The sequence below is a fragment of the Paracoccus sanguinis genome (assembly GCF_012689545.1).
Classification (GTDB): domain Bacteria; phylum Pseudomonadota; class Alphaproteobacteria; order Rhodobacterales; family Rhodobacteraceae; genus Paracoccus; species Paracoccus panacisoli.
The window spans coordinates 1,236,104-1,251,909 of the sequence record NZ_CP051542.1; the positions used below are offsets into that span (position 1 = coordinate 1,236,104).

Genomic DNA, 15,806 nt, shown 5'->3' on the forward strand with positions numbered 1-15,806 from the left:
CGTGTTCGCCATCATCGGGATCGTCCTCACCTTCGCCATGGTCTTCGGCGGCTATGTCATGGCCGGCGGCAAGATGGCCGTCATCACCCACTCGCTGCCCTACGAGATGATGATGATCGGCGGGGCGGCGATCGGGTCCTATCTGCTGTCGAACGACGGCGCGGTGCTCAAGCACACGGTTCCGGGCATCCTGCGCGCCTTCAAGGGGCCGCGCTGGCACGAGAGCGACAACACCCAGGTCCTCTGCCTGCTGTTCCAGCTGCTCAAGCTCGCCCGCGCCAACCCGGTCGAGCTCGAGGAGCACGTCGAGAACCCGCACAGTTCGTCGATCTTCCAGGCCTACCCGGCGGTGCTGAACGACGAGAACGCCGTGACGCTCATCACCGACACGCTGCGCTCGGCCAGCCTGAACTACGACGACCCCTACCAGGTCGAGGACATGCTGACGCGGCGCATCAACCTGATGAAGGAAGAGGCGATGCACGTCCCCCACGCGCTGCAGAACATGGCCGACGCGCTGCCGGCGCTGGGGATCGTGGCGGCGGTGCTGGGGGTGATCAAGACGATGGCCTCGATCGACCAGCCGCCCGAGGTGCTGGGCGGGATGATCGGCGGGGCGCTGGTCGGGACGTTCCTCGGGGTGTTCCTCGCCTATGGCCTCGTCGCGCCGCTGGCCCAGCGGCTCGGCGCAGTGATGAAGCAGGACCTCGCGTTCTACGACGTCATCAAGTCGGTGCTGATCGCGGGGCTGCACCACCACGCCACCAACCTCTGCGTCGAGGTCGGCCGACAGGCGGCGCCCGAGCATCTTCGCCCGAGCTTCGTCGACGTCGAGACGGCGCTGCGCGACATGAAGAAGGCGGCGTGATGGGCGGGCAGGTGCGATCCGGCGCGCGGAGGGTCGGGCGGCGGGCCTGGACGGGCCGGGGTGTTCGGCATCTGGCGGGGATGGTGGCGATGGACACGGATCGGCGGCACCCTGTCCGGTTGGGCGGGCTAAGCTTGCACGATCTTCGCGCCGCGCTGTTGGGCAGGCCAACTCTTCTGGTCGTCGTCAGCTTCCCTGCTAGGATCGTCGCGAACTGCGCCGGGTTCCGCCTAGCTGCTGGTCATCTCCCGCATGGGGTTTCGCTGATCCCAAGGGCTGCTGCGGCTCTCTTGCCTGCAATCGTCGCCCTGACTGCAGTCGCATCGGGCGCCGCTCACGCCGAGTCTGCGACAACCTCGCCGCCCGCCGTGGGTGCCTCGGTCTCAACCCCCGCCGAGCAGCTTTCCCCGCTCCAGAGCCCCGCGCCAACCGAGAGGCTGCTGTCCGCCGAGGCCCAGCGCTTCATCGACGACGCCACCAACCGGCTGATCGCCGGCAACGAGCTGCCGCGCGACTATCCTGTCACCCTCAAGAGCCTACCACCCGCCGACCGGCTACTGGTCATCGTGCATCTCCGCCGCATGGGTTTCCTCACTACGGTCGAGATGCCGATCGACTGGGTGATGGACCCCGCCATCCCCGCGGCCGCCGAACCGGCACCGGTGCCCCAGGCGACGGCCGTCACCTCCGAGGCGACACGATGAGCGCCGTTTCCGCCGTAAGCGGCCGGATCGGCGCCTCCGGAAAGCCGCTCGTCATCACCGGCGCGCTGGTCCTCGTCGTCATGTCGATGGTCATTCCGATCCCGGCCGCGCTGCTCGACGTGGGCATCGCGCTGTCGATCGCCACGGCCACGCTGATCCTCGTCATGGCCAGCGTGGTGACCCGGCCCACCGACTTCCAGGCCTTCCCGGTGATGCTGCTCATCTCGCTGCTGATCCGCCTGTCGCTGAACGTCTCGTCGACGCGCCTCATCCTGACCGAAGGCCACACCGGCCCGGATGCCGCGGGCGATGTCATCAGCGGCTTCTCCGAATTCGTCGCCGGCGGCTCGCTGATGGTCGGCATCACCGTCTTTGCGGTGATCTCGATCGTCAACTTCATGGTCATCACCAAGGGCTCGGGGCGGATGGCCGAGGTGTCGGCGCGCTTTGCACTCGATTCACTGCCCGGCAAGCAGCTGGCCATCGACGGCGACCTGAACTCGGGCGCCATCACCCATGACGAGGCCAAGCGCCGCCGGCTGCAGGACCAGCGCGAGATCAGCTTCTACGGCTCGCTCGACGGCGCCTCCAAGTTCGTCAAGGGCGACGCGGTCGCGGGCCTGGTGATCACGGCGGTCAACTTCTTCGTCGGGCTGGCGGTGGGGGTCGTCTCGCACGGGGTGCCGATTTCCGAAGCGCTGGCGACCTACTCCCAGCTCACCATCGGCGACGGGCTGGTCAGCCAGGTGCCGGCGCTGATCACCTCGATGGCGGCGGCGCTGCTCCTGTCGCGCGGCGGCTCGACCGATTCCACCGCCGACCTGCTGTCGCACCAGTTCACCCAAGGCTGGCACGCGCCGGCGTTGGTGGCGATGGGCATGGGGGTGCTGGGTTTCGTGCCGGGGATGCCGACGCTGGTCTTCCTGGCCATCGCGGGCATCTCGGGCTGGTTCGCCTGGCGCAACGCCACCCGCCCGCCGCCCCCGCCCGAGGCTGCCGCGGCCCCTGCCCTGCCCGCCGATACCCGGCCGCGGATCGGGGATGTCATCGACACCGACGAGATCTGCGTCGAGATCGGGGCCGACCTGATCGCCGCGGCGCTCGATCCGACCCGGGGCCTCGGCGGGCGCATCAACAACCTGCGCATCCACATCGCCCGCAGCTACGGCGTGATCCTGCCCGAGGTCCGGATCACCGACGCGGTCGGGCTGCCGGGCGGCGACTACGTCATCCGCGTCCACGGGGTCATCCGGGCGCGCGGGCGGCTCAACGCCAATCTCGTCCTCGCGCTCGGCGGCGAGGACATCCTCGCCGACATCCCCGGAGAGCCGACGCGCGAGCCGGTCTACGACAGCCCGGCCCGCTGGATCACGCCCGCGCACCAGGACGAGGCCTCGATCGCCGGGGCGAGCGTCGTGACCCCGATGGAGGTGCTCTCGACCCATCTGATGGAGACGGTGAAGTCGCAGCTGCCCGCGCTGCTGACGCTCGGCTCGCTGCAGCGGCTGATGCAGGAGTTGCGCGGCCTCAGCGACGAAGGCCGCGCCCAGTCCTACCAGCGCGTGTTCGACAATCTCGTGCCCGACAAGGTCGCGCCCGAGCAGTTGCTGGCGGTGCTGCGGATCCTGCTCGAGGACCGCGTCTCGATCCGCAACCTCGGTCTGATCATCGAGGCCATTCACGAATCCCGCAGCCCCGACCCCGAGGTCGCCGCCGAGTTCGTCCGCCGCCGCCTGCGCGGGCAGATCACCGAGGCGCTCTGCGACCCCGACGGGCGGCTCGACGTGGTCCAGCTTCAGCCGGGGTGGGAGGCCGAGTTCCTGCGCGCCGAGGCCGAAACCGGCCGCGGGGCCGGGCTGCTGACGGCGCCGCTCATGCAGCGCATGACCGAAAAGCTGCGCCTGACGGCCGGCGGTCTCACGCCCGACGGTCAGCCGGCGCTGGTCGTGCCCGACCACAGGCGACGGATGGTGCGGGCGATGGTGGCCGCGGCAGGCCTCGGCTGGCCGGTGCTGGGCTTCGACGAGGTGGACCCGCAGGCGCGGGTGAGACTGGTCGGCACGGTCGAGACATGAGCGGCATCGACCTGTCCGCCTGGGCTCTGCCGATCCTGCTGATCTACGGGCGGGTCCAAGCCTTTCTGCTGGCCATGCCCGGCACCGGTGAGAGACTGCTTCCGGTCAGGGTGCGGGCGGCGCTCGCCATGGCCATCACGCCGCTGTTCGCCGCGGTTCCGGCGCCGGTGGCGGCCTCCCCAACCGAGCTTGCGGCCCTCATGGCAGCCGAGATCGTCACCGGGCTGGCCCTGGGGCTCATGGTCCGGGTGGTGGCCATGGCGCTCGACATCGCCTCGACCACGCTCGCGCAGAGCGCCTCGCTGTCGGCGATGCTGGGGGTGTCCGAGGACATGCCGCCGCACCCGATGGGACACCTCATGCATCTCGCGGGCCTTGCGGTGTTGATGGCGATGGGGTTGCCGGTGCTGATCTGCCAGCTGCTGGCCGACAGTTTCGCGCTTCTCCCCCCCGGCACGCCGCCCGCGATCGGGTCGCTCTGGCCCGGCTTTCTCGGCCTCGTGACCCACGGCTTCGTGCTGGCGATGCTTCTGGCGTCTCCGTTCATCCTCGGCGGGCTGCTGTTCCAGATGCTCTCGGGCGTCGTCGCGCGGGTCATGCCGGCGATGCCGGTGGTCTTCGTGGCCGCGCCCGGCGCGGTGCTGCTGGCGCTCGCGGCGATGGCGCTGCTGGTCCCCGGCATCCTCGCGATCTGGGCCCGCGACGTGCTGTCGATCCAGCTGCCGGTGCCGCAATGAGCGAGACCCCGGACAAGGACGACAAGCAGTATGAGCCGAGCGAGCAGAAGCTGCGCCGCGCGCGTGAGAAGGGGGACGTGCCGCGCTCGACCGAGGCCACGACGGCGCTCGTCTGGCTTGGCTTTTTCGGGGTCTTCGTGGTTGGCGTCCCGGCGCTGCTGCCGTCGTGGATGGCCAGCGCGTCGCAGCTGATCGCCGCCGCGGCGAGCCCCGAGACCTCCGCGGCGGCCGTCCGGGGGGCGGCGCTTCTGTCGATGGGGGCCGTCCTGGGGGCGGCCCTGCTGCCGGCGATGCTGGTGGTGCTGGGGCTGGTGCTGCAGCGCGCACTTCTGTTCACGCCGTCGCGGCTGGCGCCCGACCTCAAGCGGATAAACCCCCTCCACAATGCGGGCCAGAAATTCGGCCGCACGGGGCTGGTCGGCTTTGCGATCTCGCTGGGCAAGCTTGCGGCCGTGTCGGCAGGCGGGGTGGTGCTGTTCGTCACGCTTGGATCGCTGATCGCCGCTGCGGCGGCGACGACCGCTGCGGCGTGGATCGCCGCGCTGCCGGTCCTGATCCGGCAGGTGCTCATGCTGGCGCTGGCGGTGGCGATCGTCTTTGCCGCCATCGATATCGTCTGGAAGCATCTCGACTTCCGCCAGCGCAACCGGATGACCCGGAAGGAGATGGAGGACGAGCACAAGGAGAGCGAGGGCGACCCGCATCTCAAGGCGGCGCGGCGACAGAAGGCGGTGGACCTCGCGCTTGGCTCGATGCTGGCGGATGTCGAGCGCGCCGACGTGGTGATCGTGAACCCGACGCACTACGCCGTGGCGCTGGAATGGAAGCGGGGCAGCGGCAAGGCGCCGGTATGCCTGGCCAAGGGAGTGGACGAGGTGGCCGCCCGCATCCGTGAGCGCGCCCGCAGCCATCAGGTGCCGATCTGGTCCGATCCCCCCTGCGCCCGCGCGCTGCACGCCACGACGAAGATCGGCGAGGAGGTGCCGCGGGAACAGTTCGGCCCGGTGGCAGCGGCGATCCGCTTTGCCGAGGCCATGCGGCTCAAGGCGCGGCGGGGGTACGGCGGGGTGCTCGAGGGAGGTGTGCCGTGATCGGGACGGGAGGCGGTGGCGTGATTGGGCGGGGTGGTGCTGGTAGGCGGCGCGTTGTTTCCAACGCGGGCACGAAGGGCCACAGCGGGTGGGGTGCCGGAAGGCAGGACCCGGGCGGGGAAGGCGGGTGGCCCGGGAGCGGCAGGGACAGCCGCTGCGGAGCGATCGGGTGGTCTGTGTCGGGTGGGGCGACACGCGCGAGGGTTTCCGTGCCGGACCGCCCGTTGCGCGGTCCCGCGGATGCAAGCGGTTCGCGAGAACGCCAATCTGTGACGGGGCCCTCTGGCGGAACCGGGGCCCGCGCATGAGAGCGAAAGCAGAGCAGCTGGGGCAGCTCGCGCGGATCGCGCGGGCGCGGGCTGACATGGAACTGCGCCGCTATGCCGCCTGCCGGGCGCAGTCCGACGCGTTGCGCGTTCACGTCGAAGCGATCCGCGCGGAACTCGCCGCCGCGATCGGGGCGCCCGTCGCGGACTCGGTGGACCAGTGGCGGCTGACCACGGCCCTCGTCGCCTACAGGGCCGATGAGGTTCACCGCGCAGAGGGCGCGCTGGCCCGGATGCAGCCTGCAGTCGACGCGGCCCGGGCGGCCGCTGCGCAGGCCTTTGGCCGAGCGGAGGCGATCAGCGAGCTTCGCTCCCTGCAGCGCAGCGCAGACGCCCAGTCGCGGGCGAGGCGAATGGAATGACAAAGTGTTACGGGTATAGCGAGGGAGGCAGGAGCCAGTGCATTGAGCAGTGCTCCGCGGCAAAGGGCTCGAGCCTGAAAGTGGGGTGATCAGCGGTCGTTCAGGCGGCGACGCCTTTTATTTTCTGGCCATCTTGGCGAGTCGCGGTCACCTGCAGTCATGCCGGCGCGCAGTCCAGCAGTCATGGCGACGCGGTTGGCGGCGCTGCGAAACCTCGCACGACGTTTTGGTGAACGCCTTACCGCCTTACCGGTCGCTCGAGACTTGCGGGCCGCAGGCGCAGCAACGCACATTTCCTCAGCTTGAACCGCACCGTGTCAGGCGGTGCTGCAGGACCAGCGCATCGATCCCGTCGCCATAATAGCCGCGGCGGCGGCCCGCCTCGGTCCAGCCCGTCGCTGCATAGAGAGCAATTGCGGCGGTGTTGTCGGCGGCGACCTCGAGGAAGGCCGTTTCCGCCCCTTGCGCGCGGGCGGCGGCGAGGAAGCGGGTGACGAGGGCGCGGCCCTGACCTCGCCGGCGCATGGCGGGGTCCACGGCGAGGGTGAGGAGTTCCGCCTCGGGCCCGATCACCCGTCCGAGGAGGAAGGCGGCGCGGTCCGTCAGGAGCAGTGACCCCGGCGCAGCGGACAGGTTGCGGAACTCGGTCGCGCTCCATGGCCGGGGGCGCGTGAAACATTGGGCGTGCAGCCGGGTAAGGTCTTCAGGGGTCATGCGAGGATTGATCGCTGAGAGCACGCTGGGGAAACCCATTGCTGAGCGCCGACAATTCGCGTCGAGCAGTCGCTAACTGGACGCAGCGCCCCCACGGGGCTGCGCACACGACCGATCACGGCGCACAACTCGCCGTCTGCACGGTCCCCGCCGAAGCCCGGGCCCGCTGATACCGAGGCAGTCGCTGCGCCCCGCGCAAATCCCAACAAGGCAGCCGCCCCCAGCGCAGCGGCCTGCACACGCTCCACCGACCGCGCTTGGCCCCCCAAACCACCCTCCCGGTCACGCGAGCAACACCGGCGGCGCGTCGCGCGGTGGGGCGGCGTCTGCGGGGCGCAGATACAGCGGCGCCGGCCGGGGCAGCGGCGCACCCTGGGCCAGGCGCCCGGCGGCGATGAGGGCGATGCCCACGGGCAGCGACCAGGGCGGCGTCAGCGCCGCCGGCCCCGGCGGAAGCGTCCCGGGCTGGGCCAGCGCAGCGCCGGCGCCCGGCGTTGTGCCGAAATCCTCCCACACCATCTCGTCGCCGCGCAGCGGGACGACCGCGCGGCAGGGGCGGGGATGACCGGCGGCGGCGGCCTCGGTGGCGGTGACGCCGATGGCGGGCACCTTCAGCGCCAGCGCCAGCCCCCTCGCGGCCGCGACCGAGATGCGGATGCCGGTGAAGTTGCCCGGCCCCACCCCCACGCCGATCGCGGAGAGGGCGGACCAGTCGACGCCGGCCTCGCGCAGCACCGCCTCGAGCAGCGGCATCAGCGCCTCGGCCTGGCCGCGGGTCATCGGCAGGGTGCGGGAAGCGAGGACCTGCACCCCGGCGCCGTCGCCCAGAACGCCCCCGCCCGAGACGACGGCGGCCGCGCAATGCGCGGCCGATGTGTCGAACCCCAGGACGAGAGGGCCGGCGTCAGGCAACCGGACGGACCTCGGTCACCTCGGGGATATAGTGACGCAGCAGGTTCTCGATCCCCATCTTCAGCGTCAGGGTCGAGGACGGGCAGCCGGCGCAGGCGCCCTGCATGTGCAGATAGACCACCCCCCGGTCGAAGCCGTGGAAGGTGATGTCACCGCCGTCCTGGGCGACCGCAGGCCGCACCCGGGTGTCGAGCAATTCCTTGATCTGGCTCACGATCTCGGCGTCCGGCCCGTCGTGGGTCGCGTGGCCGCCGGCGGCCGGGGCGGCGCCGGTCTCGAGCGCCGGCTCACCGGACTGGAAATGGTCCATGATCGCGCCGAGGATCGACGGCTTGATCTGGTCCCAGATCGCCGCGTCACCCTTGGTCACGGTCACGAAGTCGGACCCGAGGAACACGCCGGTCACACCGGGCACGGCAAAGATGCGGCGCGCCAGCGGGCTGGTGCCCGCCGCGGTGGCCGCGGGAAAGTCGGCGGTGCCGGAGGCCAGCACCGTCTCGCCGGGCAGGAACTTCAGCGTCGCGGGGTTCGGCGTGGTCTCGGTCTGGATGAACATCGGCGGCTCCTCATGCCTGACCGATATGGTTGCCCGCACCCGGCTTCGTCAAGCCCGCAGCAGCGGCAGGCCGGGTTGCCGTCAGGTGATCTCTTCCAGCCGCTCGCGGGTGATGTCGCCGGGCACGATGGTCAGCGGACAGGGCAGAAGGGCAAGGTCGCGCATCAGCCGGGTGATCAGCGGCCCCGGCCCGCCGCTGCCCGAGGCGGCGGCCAGCACCACCACCCCGATGTCGGCGTCGTCAGCGATCTGGGCCAGCAGCTCGCCCCCCGGGTCGCCCTCGCGCACCACCAGCTCGGGCTCGATCCCGGGGCGGTCGCGCATCCACTTGGCGTAGACCTCGAACTGCGCCTCGATCCGGTCGCGGGCCTCGGCGCGCATGACCTCGGCCACGCCGAAGCCGTGCTGGATCTCGGCGGCCGGGATCACCGACAGGACCTGCACCCCGCCCGCGGTCGAGGCCGCACGAAGGGCCGCATAGCGGATCGCGTTCAGGCATTCCTTGCTGTCGTCCAGCACCACCAGAAACTTGCGCATCGCCCGACCACTCCCCGCCGTTATCCGCCTGCCTGCCGGGGGCGCGCGGTGGCGCGCCGGGCGACAGGCCGGCCCGACAGCGTGACAAATGCGCCCCAGCCGCGCAAGGGTCACGAACAATTCGGTGCGCGTCGCGTTTTCATTGGCGTGCCTCTGTGTTAATCGCCCGTTAACCGGCCGGGAGTCTGGACGCGTGACGATCCATCATGACTGGAATGCGACCGAAGCGGTCGGGATGCGTCCCGTCCGCCCCGGCGTGTGCCCAGAGGACTGGGTCGCCGATCACCGCGCCGGCATGACCTGGTCGAAGCGGTTGTTCGACATCGTCTTGGCGCTGCTGCTGCTGATCCCGCTGTCGGTGGTGATGCTGGCCGTGGCCACGATCCTCGCCATCTACGAGGGGCGGCCGATCTTCTACGTGTCCGAGCGGATGCGCGCCCCGGGCGAGGCCTTCAACCTCATCAAGTTCCGCACCATGGCGCAGGTGGACGAGGACGCGGGGGCGACCGGCGCCCACAAGGCGTGGCGGATCACCCGGCTGGGCAAGTTCCTGCGGCGCACCCGGATCGACGAACTGCCGCAGCTCTTCAACATCCTGCGCGGCGACATGAGCTTCGTCGGCCCGCGCCCGCCGCTGCGCGAATATGTCGAGCGCTTCCCGCGCCGCTATTCCGAGGTGCTGCGGACGCGGCCCGGCGTCACCGGCCTCGCGACGCTGATCTATCACGCCCACGAGGACCGCATCCTCGCCAAGTGCCACACGGCCGAGGCGACCGAGGCCGCCTATTACCGCCGCTGCATCCCGACCAAGCTGCGGCTCGACCGCATCTACCAGCGGCGGCGGACGCTGGGGCTGGATCTCTGGATCATCGCCAACACGGTGATGACCGTCATCCGCCCGGGCTGGGTCCGGCGTCGCTGATCCCGGCGAAAGGGTCGTCGGGGTAGTCCACCCCGCTCAGATACAGTCCCGAGGGCGGGCAGACCGGCCCGCAGGCCGCCCGGTCGCGCGCGGCGAGCGCCGCGGCCACTCGCGCGGGCGCCCACGCCCCCTGCCCCACCCGTTCGAGCGTGCCGACGATCGACCGCACCTGGTTGTGCAGGAAGGACCGCGCGGCGAGGTGGAAGCGGTATTCGGTCCCGCGCGGCACGGGATGGGCGGTGATCTCGATCCGGTCGAGCGTCTTGATGGGGCTAGCCGCCTGGCACATGGTCGAGCGGAAGGTGGTGAAATCGTGCCGCCCGAGCAGATGCGCCGCCCCCGCCTGCATCGCCGCAAGGTCCAGCGGATGCGTCACCTGCCAGACCCGCCCGCGGTCATGGGTGGCCGGCGCGCGCCGCGAAAGCAGGCGGAAGAGATAGCGCCGCCCGGTGGCGGAGAACCGCGCGTGAAACTCGTCCGACACCCGCGCCGCCGCCAGCACTGCGACCGGGGCGGGCTTCAGGTGCCAGTTCAGCGCCTCGGAAAGCCGGAACGGGTCCCAGTCGCGCCGCAGGTCCGCGTGGGCGACCTGCGCCGTGGCGTGGACGCCCGCATCGGTGCGCCCGGCCGCCGCCACCCGCGCCCCGGCCGCGAAGCCAGGGTCGAGCCTCGCCAGCGCCGCCTCGAGCGCGCCCTGCACCGAGGGCTGGTCGGCCTGCGCCTGCCAGCCCGCGAACGGCCCGCCGTCATATTCGATCCACAGCGCGAACCGCGGCATGGTCAGCGCGAGCGGTCGCGCAGGCTCTCGCGCAGCTTCTGGCCGAAGGTCTCGGCGGCGGTGGGCTCGGACCGCGCCTCAAGCGCGGGGCGGTCGGGGGCGTCGGGCGCGGGGCGGACGCCCTCGCGGGCCAGCCGGTCGCGCAGCACCTCGATCTCGATGTCCATGTCGGTGCGCCCGCCCTCGTGCAGCCGCTGGGCCAAGGCCGAGAAGCTCGCCTCGAGATCGGCCAGCAGCGCCTCGTAATCCGCCAGCGCCCGCGGGTCGCGGGTCTGGGCATAGAGGTCGGCGAACTTGATCGTCGCGTCGCGCGCCCCCTCGAGATAGACGCCGAGATAGCGCCGCGCCGGCGCGAGCCCGCCGGGGTTCTGCTCGACCTGCTCGAAGAGCTGCCGGGCGGTGGCCGCGAAGAGCCCCACCCGCGCCTCGAGCCGCCGGTCGCCGGTCCGCAGGATCGCCTGCGACATGGCGCGCAGGTTCGCCTCGGCCGCCTCGACCATGCGCGCGGCGCGGTCCTGCTGGAAGGCGTCCACCCCCTCCATCCCCTTGTCGGTCATCGGATCGGGGCCGAAGGCGAGCCAGTGCAGGATCGCCCCCGTCACCCCCGTCACCGCCGCCGGCGCGAAGCTGCCCGGCTCGGCGACGCCCACGGCAAGGCCGAGCCCGGTCAGGATGCCGCCGAAGAGCTTGCGCGGGATCGCCGGCCGCCGCGCCACGCGGCGGGCGTCATAGGCGGCCTCGGCCTGCAGCCCTTCTCGCGTGAGCCACATCGCCCCCGCGGTGATCCCGAAGGCGGCGAGGTTCGCGGCCATGCCGACCGGGTCGTGGAACGGCGCGGCGAGCAGGAAGGGCGTGGCCATCGCCGTCACCCACGAGGTGCGCGACTCGTAGGGGTGGCGCAACCGCTCGGGCGGGCGAGGCAAAGCGCCGCCGGTCTGCCCCGGGACGGGCGAGTGCGGGCCGCCGAACCGACGCGCCATCAGCCCAGCCCCAGCGAGGCGTAGAGCGTGACGCCCATCAGCAGGAAGAACGACAGGCGCTGCATGGCGCGACGGGACATCGGCGGACCTTTCCTTGCGGCTCGGGCCGCCCGGCCGGGCAACCCTCCGGCCATCGGCCGGTGCGCTGCGAATATGGGGGATCGGCGGGGTGGGGAAAAGGGCACCGACCCCGCGGCAGGTCTGGATTGCGGTGCCGGCCCCGGTTGCCGCGCCGCGCCGGGCGGGCGATGATCGGGCATGGCCGACCCGCATCTGCGCCCCGAACTCTTCCTGCGCCTCTACCTTGCCCCCGACGCGATGCTGGGGCCGGGCAAGGCCGCGCTGCTGGCGGGGATCGACCGCACCGGCTCGATCTCGGCGGCCGGGCGCGCGATGGGGATGAGCTACAAGCGCGCCTGGTCGTTGGTCGAGACGATGAACGCGATGTTCGAGGCCCCGCTCGTGGACAGCGCCCGCGGCGGGCCGGGCGGCGGCGGGGCGACACTGACCGAAACCGGGCAGCGCGTCCTCGCCCTCTACCGCCGGATCGAGGCGGACGCGTCCGCCGCCGCCGCCCCCTCGGTCGCGGCGCTCAAGGCGCTGCTGCGAGGGCAGGAGGCGTAATGGAACGCGTCTCCCCGGCCGCTGGGCGCAGCACCCATGCAAACGCCGGCCCCGTGCAGAGCCCCGCGCTCGCTCTCGGTAGGCGCGTTCGGCCGACATGAGCGCCGTGGTCTTCGATCTCGACGGGACGCTGGTGGACAGCGCACCCGACATGCACGCGGCGATGAACCGGGTGCTGGCGGCGCGCGGTCAGGCGCCGCTGTCGCTGGACCAAGTGCGGGGCTTCGTCGGCGACGGGGTGCCGATGCTGGTGCGGCGCACGATGGCGGCGGTGGGCGCCGACGACGCGGGCTTCGACGACTGGCACCGGGACTATCTGACCCGCTACGGGGCCGAGGTCTGCCGGCTCACCCGACCCTACCCCCGCGTTCTCGACGCGCTCGACGCCGTGTCCGGCGCGGGATCGCGGCTGGGCATCTGCACCAACAAGCCGCAGCGCCTGGCCGAAGCGCTCGTTGCGGCGCTCGGCCTCTCGGGGCGCTTCGATGCGCTGGTGGGCGGCGACACGCGCTTCGGCCGCAAGCCCGCGCCCGAGGGGCTGCGCGAGGTCGTCCGTCGCCTGGGCGGCGGGCCCGCCGTGATGGTCGGGGACAGCCGCGCCGATGCGCAGGCGGCGCGCGCCGCCGGGCTGCCGGTGCTGCTCTACACCGGCGGCTACCGCAGCCACAGCGTCGAGGAGATCGCGCCCGACGCCACCTTCGACGACTGGTCGGAGTTGCCGGGTCTGGTGCGGGATGCGCTGGGTGGGTGAACGGGGGGACGAACGCGCATTTCTGGCCGCATTCTTTGATCATGGGCTCGCAAACTACGCCGACCAGGCAGGTCTATGTTACCAGCGAAGCCGCCTTCACTCTGCGGCCAAGTCACCGACCTCACTATTTCATCATGGGACTCTGTGAAGATCCCGAGGGAAGCGTCCGCTGTCTTACTTGGTAATCCCGATGTGGGACGTCGTTGACCGGAGCGGCCGGCTACAAGACACTTTTCAATCCGTTCTCCGTGCTTTCAAGGCGCGATGACAGCTCGTTCAGCTCCGCCACGAGAGCCCGCTGATAAATGGAATGCTCCGCGCCAGAGCGGGTCACCATGCCGACCGTGAAGGCGGCCGGCGACATGAACCGCCGGACCACGCCACCCCGGCGGGCGTGATGCAGCGCGGCAAACGGGTCGACGATTGAGACGCCAAGCCCCCGCAGCACCATTTCCGACGCGGCGGCCGACATGTGAACCCAGAACCGGATGAGAGGGGGTCGCGGGAGGTCGGCGAACAGCCGGTCCAGTTGGGACCCCGTTGTGGTGTTGGCCGCAAAGCTGATCAAAGTCTGCCCGGCCAGATCGGCGGGAACGATCTCGTCTCGCCGCGCGAGTAACGAGTCATCGGCAGGCAGGATGCAATAGTAGGGAAAGGCGTGCTTCCAGACTACTTGCAGGTCGGTGGTGACGTGGAACAGAGCAATAGCGCCCGCATCGTAGACCCCGCCCATCACCCGAGGAACGATGTTTGAGGTCCGAGCGGTCTGCAGTTCGACCGTGAATTCGTCATCCCGACGGGCAAGACCTGCCATCACGTCGGGCATGATCCCGGTGGAAAGAACCGGCATGGCACCGATGATCATGCGCTGCCGGACGCCCCGGGCTATCTGGCCAAGGCGCCCCTCGATGTCGCGCAGGCCGACGAACGCGCGCTCGACCTCCGCCAGAAGATGAAACGCCTGCGCGGTCGGGGTCAAGCTATTGCCGGTACGGGCGAACAGCTGCAGCCCGGTCGTTAGTTCAAGCTCGCGCAGGTGCCGGCTCACCGCGGAGGCCGAGATGTTCATCTCGCGCGCGGCGTCCGACGCCGAGGCATAGCGCATGACTTTCTCAAATACTTCTAGCGAGCGCTGTCTCAGCATGACTTTCCTGCAAACTGGATGCATTTATTGATAATTGACTGAAGCTATAATCCGAACAAGCCTGCTGTGACAGATTATCACCTAGCCTGTTAATTCCTCGCAGGAGCTCCAGGATGCAGCGCACGACCTCCCTCATCGCCCTCGTCGCCGCAGGCTTCATGCTGCATGCGGCGCCCGGGCTGGCCGCGGGCACGATCCACTACGGTGTCGCCGCCCCGGATCTGTCGACTATGGATCCCTACCGGGCCACTGCGACGCCCGACAAACCGCTGACAGGGTGGCTTTACAATGGCCTCGTACGCTTCCCTCCCGGTTCGGACGACATCTCGAAGCTCGAGCCGGACTTGGCCGAATCGTGGGAAAACAGCGAGGACGGGCTGGTCTGGACCTTTCATCTGCGCAAGGGGGTCAATTCCACAAGGGCTACGGAGAGCTGACCGCCGACGACGTCGTGTTCTCGCTGCAGCGTGCCGGAAACGCCGACACTTCGGCGTTCTCATCGGACTACGCGGCCATCGAGAAGGTTGAGGCAGTGGACCCCCTGACGGTAAAGATCACGCTGAAGAACCCGGTGCCCTCGCTGCTGGGCCTCGTCGCAAACTACCACGGAGGCAACATACTCAGTCGCAAGGCGGTCGAGGAGTTGGGCGAGGGCTTCAAGTCGAACCCGGTCGGTACCGGGCCGTTCATGTTCGACAGCTACACCGCTCAGGACAACGTCACTTTCGTCGCCAACCCCGACTACTTCCGAGGCGCGCCCAAGGTTGACAAAGTGGTTGTACGCTACATCCCCTCGGACAGCGCACGCGATCTCGCCTTCCAGTCGGGCGAACTCGAGATCATGTATGGTCGCCAGGACGAGGAGTGGATCAAGTCCACCCGAGGCGTCGAGCACGCTGTCGTCGACGTCATGCGCCCAGCCGAGCTGCAGCAGCTGCATCTGAACGAGAGTTCACCGCCGCTCGACAACCTTGCGGTGCGGCAGGCGGTGGCGATGGCGGTCAACCGGGATGAATACCCGCTGTTGGTCGGCGAGACGCTAGCGCGGCCGGCAACCTCAGTGATCCCGGAAGGCAACCTTGGTTGGGACGGCTCGCACATCCTGTACGGCACGGGCGATGTCGAGGGCGCCAAGGCAAAGCTGGCCGAGGCGGGCTTCCCGGACGGCGTCACACTGAAGATGGTCCAGACATCGCTCCCCTCGATGCTGTCGGTCGCACAGTTGCTCCAGTCGCAGTTAGCCAAGGCAAACATCAAGGTCGAACTGGACGTGGTCGATCACCAGACCTTCCACGCCAACATTCGCAAGGACCTGTCGCAGCTGGTCTACTACTCTGCCGCACGCTTCCCAATCGCGGATGTGTTCCTTACGCAGTTCTTCTACAGCCCCTCAACCGTGACGACGCCGAAGGCAGTGGTCAACTTCTCGCATTGCAGGGTGGCGGACGCCGACATCGAGGCGGCGCGTGCCGAGCGTGACCCGCAAAAGCAGCTGCAGCTGTGGTCGGATGCGCAGAAGAAGATCATCGACGAGGTCTGTGCTGTGCCGCTGTTCCAGCAGCTGATCACCTACGCCCACCGCGACACTGTCAATTATGGCTACACGTTGGAGGCGGCGATGCACCTCGGGCCGATCATCACCGAGCAGACGACAGTCACCGGGAACTGACCCCCTATCCGGGCGCGGCCGCGTGCAGCGCTGCGCCCGCTCATTGATGGACCATG

The 15,806-nt window shown here is 69.9% G+C and carries 17 protein-coding genes and 1 pseudogene; 10 read left to right on the forward strand and 8 right to left on the reverse strand.

What is annotated here, in order from left to right:
* Position 1: 1 nt before the first annotated feature.
* The 6 genes from motA (at position 2) to HGN31_RS05980 (ending at position 6,163) form a co-directional block, all read left to right on the forward strand.
* The gene (gene motA, locus HGN31_RS05955; RefSeq protein ID WP_036704617.1) at positions 2–868 is read left to right on the forward strand and encodes a flagellar motor stator protein MotA; all 867 of its coding nucleotides are present in this window, start codon (positions 2–4) and stop codon (positions 866–868) included.
* Between the two features lie 368 nt (positions 869–1,236).
* Positions 1,237–1,572 (forward strand): hypothetical protein, encoded by a 336-nt coding sequence (locus tag HGN31_RS05960; RefSeq protein WP_168782633.1) that lies wholly within the window; start codon positions 1,237–1,239, stop codon positions 1,570–1,572.
* Positions 1,569–3,647: a flagellar biosynthesis protein FlhA gene (locus HGN31_RS05965; RefSeq protein WP_168782634.1), complete on the forward strand. Its 2,079-nt coding sequence runs from the start codon at positions 1,569–1,571 to the stop codon at positions 3,645–3,647. The genes HGN31_RS05960 and HGN31_RS05965 overlap by 4 nt, the downstream gene beginning before the upstream one ends.
* Entirely contained in the window at positions 3,644–4,384 is a 741-nt protein-coding gene (locus tag HGN31_RS05970; RefSeq protein ID WP_168782635.1) for a flagellar biosynthetic protein FliR, read from the forward strand. Before HGN31_RS05965 ends, HGN31_RS05970 begins: the two co-directional genes overlap by 4 nt.
* Positions 4,381–5,475 (forward strand): flagellar type III secretion system protein FlhB, encoded by a 1,095-nt coding sequence (gene flhB, locus HGN31_RS05975; protein ID WP_168782636.1) that lies wholly within the window; start codon positions 4,381–4,383, stop codon positions 5,473–5,475. The genes HGN31_RS05970 and flhB overlap by 4 nt, the downstream gene beginning before the upstream one ends.
* A 364-nt stretch (positions 5,476–5,839) precedes the next feature.
* Positions 5,840–6,163 (forward strand): hypothetical protein, encoded by a 324-nt coding sequence (locus tag HGN31_RS05980; RefSeq protein ID WP_168782637.1) that lies wholly within the window; start codon positions 5,840–5,842, stop codon positions 6,161–6,163.
* 297 nt (positions 6,164–6,460) lie between these two features.
* Here the strand turns inward: HGN31_RS05980 and HGN31_RS05985 are convergent, their stop codons facing one another.
* The 4 genes from HGN31_RS05985 to HGN31_RS06000 form a co-directional block, all read right to left on the reverse strand.
* On the reverse strand, positions 6,461–6,877 hold the full coding sequence (locus tag HGN31_RS05985; protein WP_168782638.1) for a GNAT family N-acetyltransferase: 417 nt from the start codon (positions 6,875–6,877) through the stop codon (positions 6,461–6,463).
* Between the two features lie 282 nt (positions 6,878–7,159).
* Positions 7,160–7,789 carry a tRNA (adenosine(37)-N6)-threonylcarbamoyltransferase complex dimerization subunit type 1 TsaB gene (tsaB, locus tag HGN31_RS05990; protein WP_168782639.1) on the reverse strand — a complete coding sequence of 210 codons (630 nt, stop codon included), beginning with the start codon at positions 7,787–7,789 and terminating at the stop codon, positions 7,160–7,162.
* Positions 7,782–8,345 (reverse strand): NifU family protein, encoded by a 564-nt coding sequence (locus HGN31_RS05995; RefSeq protein ID WP_036734901.1) that lies wholly within the window; start codon positions 8,343–8,345, stop codon positions 7,782–7,784. Before HGN31_RS05995 ends, tsaB begins: the two co-directional genes overlap by 8 nt.
* 81 nt (positions 8,346–8,426) lie before the next feature.
* Complete coding sequence (locus HGN31_RS06000) at positions 8,427–8,882, reverse strand: universal stress protein (protein WP_036704707.1); 456 nt, start codon at positions 8,880–8,882, stop codon at positions 8,427–8,429.
* 295 nt (positions 8,883–9,177) lie between these two features.
* Here HGN31_RS06000 and HGN31_RS06005 point away from each other — a divergent pair, with 295 nt between their 5' ends.
* Positions 9,178–9,804 carry a sugar transferase gene (locus HGN31_RS06005; protein ID WP_168783833.1) on the forward strand — a complete coding sequence of 209 codons (627 nt, stop codon included), beginning with the start codon at positions 9,178–9,180 and terminating at the stop codon, positions 9,802–9,804.
* On the opposite strand, the gene truA is transcribed toward HGN31_RS06005, so the two are convergent.
* The 3 genes from truA to HGN31_RS16660 are packed head-to-tail and all read right to left on the reverse strand — an operon-like array spanning position 9,773 to position 11,696.
* Positions 9,773–10,582: a tRNA pseudouridine(38-40) synthase TruA gene (gene truA, locus HGN31_RS06010; RefSeq protein ID WP_168782640.1), complete on the reverse strand. Its 810-nt coding sequence runs from the start codon at positions 10,580–10,582 to the stop codon at positions 9,773–9,775. The genes HGN31_RS06005 and truA overlap by 32 nt on opposite strands.
* A gap of 2 nt (positions 10,583–10,584) precedes the next feature.
* Entirely contained in the window at positions 10,585–11,562 is a 978-nt protein-coding gene (locus HGN31_RS06015; RefSeq protein WP_168782641.1) for a 5-bromo-4-chloroindolyl phosphate hydrolysis family protein, read from the reverse strand.
* Complete coding sequence (locus HGN31_RS16660) at positions 11,562–11,696, reverse strand: hypothetical protein (RefSeq protein WP_269429093.1); 135 nt, start codon at positions 11,694–11,696, stop codon at positions 11,562–11,564. The genes HGN31_RS06015 and HGN31_RS16660 overlap by 1 nt, the downstream gene beginning before the upstream one ends.
* A gap of 124 nt (positions 11,697–11,820) precedes the next feature.
* On the opposite strand from HGN31_RS16660, the gene HGN31_RS06020 reads away from it, so the two are divergent.
* Together HGN31_RS06020 and gph are read left to right on the forward strand one after the other, a co-directional pair.
* The gene (locus HGN31_RS06020) at positions 11,821–12,186 is read left to right on the forward strand and encodes a winged helix-turn-helix domain-containing protein (RefSeq protein ID WP_036734904.1); all 366 of its coding nucleotides are present in this window, start codon (positions 11,821–11,823) and stop codon (positions 12,184–12,186) included.
* A gap of 97 nt (positions 12,187–12,283) precedes the next feature.
* Positions 12,284–12,937: a phosphoglycolate phosphatase gene (gene gph / locus HGN31_RS06025; protein WP_168782642.1), complete on the forward strand. Its 654-nt coding sequence runs from the start codon at positions 12,284–12,286 to the stop codon at positions 12,935–12,937.
* Positions 12,938–13,157: 220 nt separating this feature from the next.
* On the opposite strand, the gene HGN31_RS06030 is transcribed toward gph, so the two are convergent.
* Positions 13,158–14,081 carry a LysR substrate-binding domain-containing protein gene (locus HGN31_RS06030; protein WP_168782643.1) on the reverse strand — a complete coding sequence of 308 codons (924 nt, stop codon included), beginning with the start codon at positions 14,079–14,081 and terminating at the stop codon, positions 13,158–13,160.
* Between the two features lie 230 nt (positions 14,082–14,311).
* Between HGN31_RS06030 and HGN31_RS06035 the strand changes: the two are divergent.
* A pseudogene (locus HGN31_RS06035) lies at positions 14,312–15,750 on the forward strand (ABC transporter substrate-binding protein).
* The last annotated feature ends 56 nt before the right edge of the window (positions 15,751–15,806 follow it).

Bases quoted from the DNA above. Each gene is read 5' to 3' on its own strand.
- HGN31_RS05970 (WP_168782635.1), top strand. From the start codon at position 3,644: ATGAGCGGCATCGACCTGTCCGCCTGGGCTCTGCCGATCCTGCTGATC.
- HGN31_RS06005 (WP_168783833.1), top strand. From the start codon at position 9,178: ATGACCTGGTCGAAGCGGTTGTTCGACATCGTCTTGGCGCTGCTGCTG.
- HGN31_RS06020 (WP_036734904.1), top strand. From the start codon at position 11,821: ATGGCCGACCCGCATCTGCGCCCCGAACTCTTCCTGCGCCTCTACCTT.
- HGN31_RS16660 (WP_269429093.1), bottom strand. From the start codon at position 11,696: ATGGCCGGAGGGTTGCCCGGCCGGGCGGCCCGAGCCGCAAGGAAAGGT.
- HGN31_RS05965 (WP_168782634.1), top strand. From the start codon at position 1,569: ATGAGCGCCGTTTCCGCCGTAAGCGGCCGGATCGGCGCCTCCGGAAAG.
- HGN31_RS06030 (WP_168782643.1), bottom strand. From the start codon at position 14,081: ATGCTGAGACAGCGCTCGCTAGAAGTATTTGAGAAAGTCATGCGCTAT.
- flhB (WP_168782636.1), top strand. From the start codon at position 4,381: ATGAGCGAGACCCCGGACAAGGACGACAAGCAGTATGAGCCGAGCGAG.
- HGN31_RS05980 (WP_168782637.1), top strand. From the start codon at position 5,840: ATGGAACTGCGCCGCTATGCCGCCTGCCGGGCGCAGTCCGACGCGTTG.
- HGN31_RS05985 (WP_168782638.1), bottom strand. From the start codon at position 6,877: ATGACCCCTGAAGACCTTACCCGGCTGCACGCCCAATGTTTCACGCGC.
- truA (WP_168782640.1), bottom strand. From the start codon at position 10,582: ATGCCGCGGTTCGCGCTGTGGATCGAATATGACGGCGGGCCGTTCGCG.
- HGN31_RS05995 (WP_036734901.1), bottom strand. From the start codon at position 8,345: ATGTTCATCCAGACCGAGACCACGCCGAACCCCGCGACGCTGAAGTTC.
- HGN31_RS06015 (WP_168782641.1), bottom strand. From the start codon at position 11,562: ATGGCGCGTCGGTTCGGCGGCCCGCACTCGCCCGTCCCGGGGCAGACC.
- HGN31_RS06000 (WP_036704707.1), bottom strand. From the start codon at position 8,882: ATGCGCAAGTTTCTGGTGGTGCTGGACGACAGCAAGGAATGCCTGAAC.
- gph (WP_168782642.1), top strand. From the start codon at position 12,284: ATGAGCGCCGTGGTCTTCGATCTCGACGGGACGCTGGTGGACAGCGCA.